The organism is Actinacidiphila sp. bgisy144 (genome assembly GCF_057708105.1).
Map to the genome: position 1 here is coordinate 1 of NZ_JBYIRM010000082.1, position 3555 is coordinate 3555.

The 3555-nt window shown below is 69.4% G+C and carries 1 protein-coding gene; it reads left to right on the forward strand.

From position 1 onward, the window contains the following. Positions 1 to 3555: SDR family NAD(P)-dependent oxidoreductase (locus AC3EVP_RS36730; protein WP_435138088.1), on the forward strand; the 3555-nt coding region annotated here is incomplete at both ends.

The following is a 3555-nucleotide window of genomic DNA, read 5'->3' on the forward strand; positions in this document are numbered from 1 at the left end:
CTACCCGGCACGGCTTTCGTGGACCTGGCGATGCATGCGGCTGATCTGGCCGGGTGTGGTGTCCTGGAGGAACTGACGCTCCAGGAGCCCCTGGTCCTTCCCTCCTCCGGTGGCGTCCAGTTGCAGGTCCACGTCGGCGACAGTGATGGCGACAGCGGCCGGCGAACGGTGACGGTCTCCTCTCGTGAGGGGGAGGGCGAGTGGGTGCGGAACGCGGTGGGCGTGTTGGCCCCGGCCGATGGCGAGCCGGTCCCGGATCGGCTGTCCGTGTGGCCGCCGGCGGGTGCGGTGTCGGTTCCGGTCGACGACGCCTACGAGAAGTTCGCCCGGCGCGGTTACGCCTACGGTCCGGCGTTCCAGGGCCTGCGCCAGGCATGGCGTGCCGGGGACACCGTCTACGCCGAAGTCGAACTGCCCCAGATCATTGACTCCGACGCTACCGGATTCGGCTTGCATCCCGCTCTGCTTGATGCCGCTCTGCACGGTTTGCTGGCCGCTAGTGACGGCAATGGCGGGACGGAGTTGCCGTTCGCGTGGTCGGGCGTGCGATTGCTGGCCGCCGGTGCGCGTCACTTGCGGGTGGTGCTGGCCGCCGGGTCGGGAGGGATCTCGGTCACCGCGTTCGATGGTGTCGGTCAGCCGGTGCTGGCGGCCCGGTCGTTGGTGTTGCGGGAGGTTGCGCCGGGGCAACTGGTCGGGTCGGGTCGGGTGCCCAGGCAATCGCTGTTCACGGTGGACTGGGTTCCGCTGCCGGCGCAGGCTTCGGCTGCCGTGGAGTGGGCGCGGCACGGTGGGGCCGAGGTAGCTCCGGTGATGGTGGCGCCAGTGCCGACCGCCCCGTCGGGGATGTCGGCGCCGGAGGCGGCTCACCAGGCTGCTGCGACGGTGTTGGGTTGGGTGCAGGAGTGGCTGGCCGATCCCGAGACCGCTGGTTCGCGGTTGGTGGTCTGGACCCAGGGCGCAGCTATCGGGCAGGATCTGGCGGGCGCGGCGGTGGTGGGTTTGGTGCGTTCGGCGCAGTCGGAGCATCCGGGGCGTGTGCTGTTGGTCGACGTCGACCCGGCGGCTGACCTGGACGCTGCCAACGATGCCGACGTGGACACCGTGCTGGCTGCGGTGCTGGGTGCTGATGAGCCTGAGGTCCGCATCCGCCCTGCTACTGCTGACGGCGGGACCGTGGTGGTGTTCGGGCGTCGGCTGGTCCGGGCGGGTGCGTCGGGTGAGTTGGTGTTGCCTGGTGGTTCGGGCTGGCGAGTCGATGTCGCCGAGCCGGGTGATCTGGGCAGTGCTGCTGTGGTCGATGCTCCCGAAGCAGGTGTGGCGTTGTTGCCGGGTCAGGTGCGGGTGGGTCTGCGGGCGGCGGGCGTGAACTTCCGCGATGTGGTCGCCGGGCTGGGAATGGTCTCCGATGGCCGGGCTATGGGCTTGGAGGCTGCCGGGGTGGTGCTGGAGACCGGACCTGGGGTGGATGGTCTGGTGGTGGGGCAGTCGGTGATGGGTTTGGTGCCGGGGTGGGGGCCGGTGGGGGTGGTGGACAGTCGGCTGGTGGCTGCGGTGCCGCGGGGTTGGTCGTTCCAGGAGGCCGCATCGGTGCCGGTGGGGTTCTTGACGGCGTTTTATGCGTTGCGGGATCTGGCCCAGGTCCGTCCCGGTCAGCGGGTGTTGATCCATGCCGGTACCGGCGGTGTGGGCACGGCTGCGGTGCAGTTGGCTCAGGAATGGGGTTTGGAGGTCTTCGCGACCGCGAGTCCGGCGAAGCAGGCGGCGTTGCGGGCGATGGGCGTCGATGAGAGCCATATCGCGTCGACGCGGGATCTGGCGTTCTGTGAGCGGTTCTTGGCCGTGACCGGTGGTGCGGGTATGGATGTGGTCGTCAATGCTCTGGCGGGGGAGTTCACGGACGCGTCGTTGCGGTTGTTGCCGCGTGGTGGTCGGTTCGTCGAGATGGGCAAGACCGATATCCGTGATGCCGAGCAGGTTGCTGCGGCCTATCCGGGAGTGGTCTACCGAGCGTTCGATCTGATGGATGCTGGTGTGCCGCGGGTCGGGGAGATGCTCGCGGAGCTCGGGGTGATGTTCGAGGCCGGGATATTGAAGCCGCCGCCGGTGACGTGCTTCGAGCTGTCGCAGGCGGTCGGGGCATTGCGTCATCTGCAGGCCGCCCGGCATGTGGGCAAGGTCGTACTGAACGTCCCCGCCGCCTGGGACCCGCACGGCACCGTCCTGGTCACCGGCGGGACCGGGACTCTGGGCGGGGAGTTGGCCCGGCACCTGGTCACCGTTCGTGGCATGCGGCACTTGGTGTTGGTGTCGCGACGTGGCCCGGCGGCGCCGGGGGTGGCTGGTCTGGTCGCGGGGTTGGCTGAGCTGGGTGCTGAGGTGCGGGTGGTGGCTGGTGATGCCGCTGACCGGGACGCTCTCGCCTCGGTGCTGGCCAAGGTTGCGGTGGAGCGGCCGTTGACGGCGGTGGTGCATGCCGCGGGTGTGATCGATGACGCGACGGTGGAGTCGTTGACGCCGCAGCGGATGGTGCCGGTGCTGTCGGCGAAGGTTGACGCGGCGTGGAACCTGCACGAGCTGACGGAGGACATGGGACTGGCCGGGTTCGTGTTGTACTCCTCGGCCGCGGCCATCGTGGGCAATCCGGGGCAGGGAAGTTACGCGGCGGCGAACGCGTTCCTGGACGCCCTGGCTGTCTATCGCCGGGATCGGTGCCTGGCTGGTCAGTCGTTGGCGTGGGGGCTGTGGGAACAGACCTCGGAGATGACCGGGCATCTGGATGGCGCGGGTCGGTCTCGTCTGCGTCGTGGTGGCCTCGAGCCGATGTCGACGGAACAGGGTTTGGCGTTGTTCGAGGCCGCGGTCGCGTGGGGTGTGCCGTTGGCGGTACCGACCCGCCTCGACCTGACAGGGCTGTCTCGTGGAGGTCGGCCGGTGCCCGCACTGCTGCGGGGTCTGGCTGGGGGTGCTCTGGTCCGTCCTAGCGCGGCTGTTGCCGCGGACGCGGATGGCCTGGCGGACCAGTTGGCCGCGCTCAGCCCTGCCGATCGGGAGAAGGAAGTCCTGCAGGTCGTTCGGGCCGCCGCGGCCGTTGTCCTGGGCCATGCCCGGCCCGGGGACATCGATTCCCAGCGGGCGTTCCGTGACATGGGCATCGATTCGCTGACGGGGCTGGAGTTGCGTAACCGGCTCGCGGCCGAGACCGGCCTGAGCCTTCCCGCGACCTTGGTCTTCGACCAGCCGACGCCGCTGGAGGTGGCTCGGTATCTGGTCGCCGAGGCGTGCGGGACCGACGGGGTCGTTGGGGCGAGCGCTGTGCCGACGCCGCGGGCCGGCACGGATGAGCCGGTGGCGATTGTGGGGATGGGTTGTCGGTTCCCGGGTGGAGTGGAGGATCCGGAGGGTTTCTGGCGGCTGGTTGCGGAAGGCTCCGATGCGATGTCGGGCTTCCCTGGTGATCGCGGTTGGGACCTGGAGAGCCTGGATGTTTCTGATCCCGTGGATGGGCGTGTGGGCTATGCCCAGGTGGGTGGGTTCTTGGAGGGTGCGGGTGGG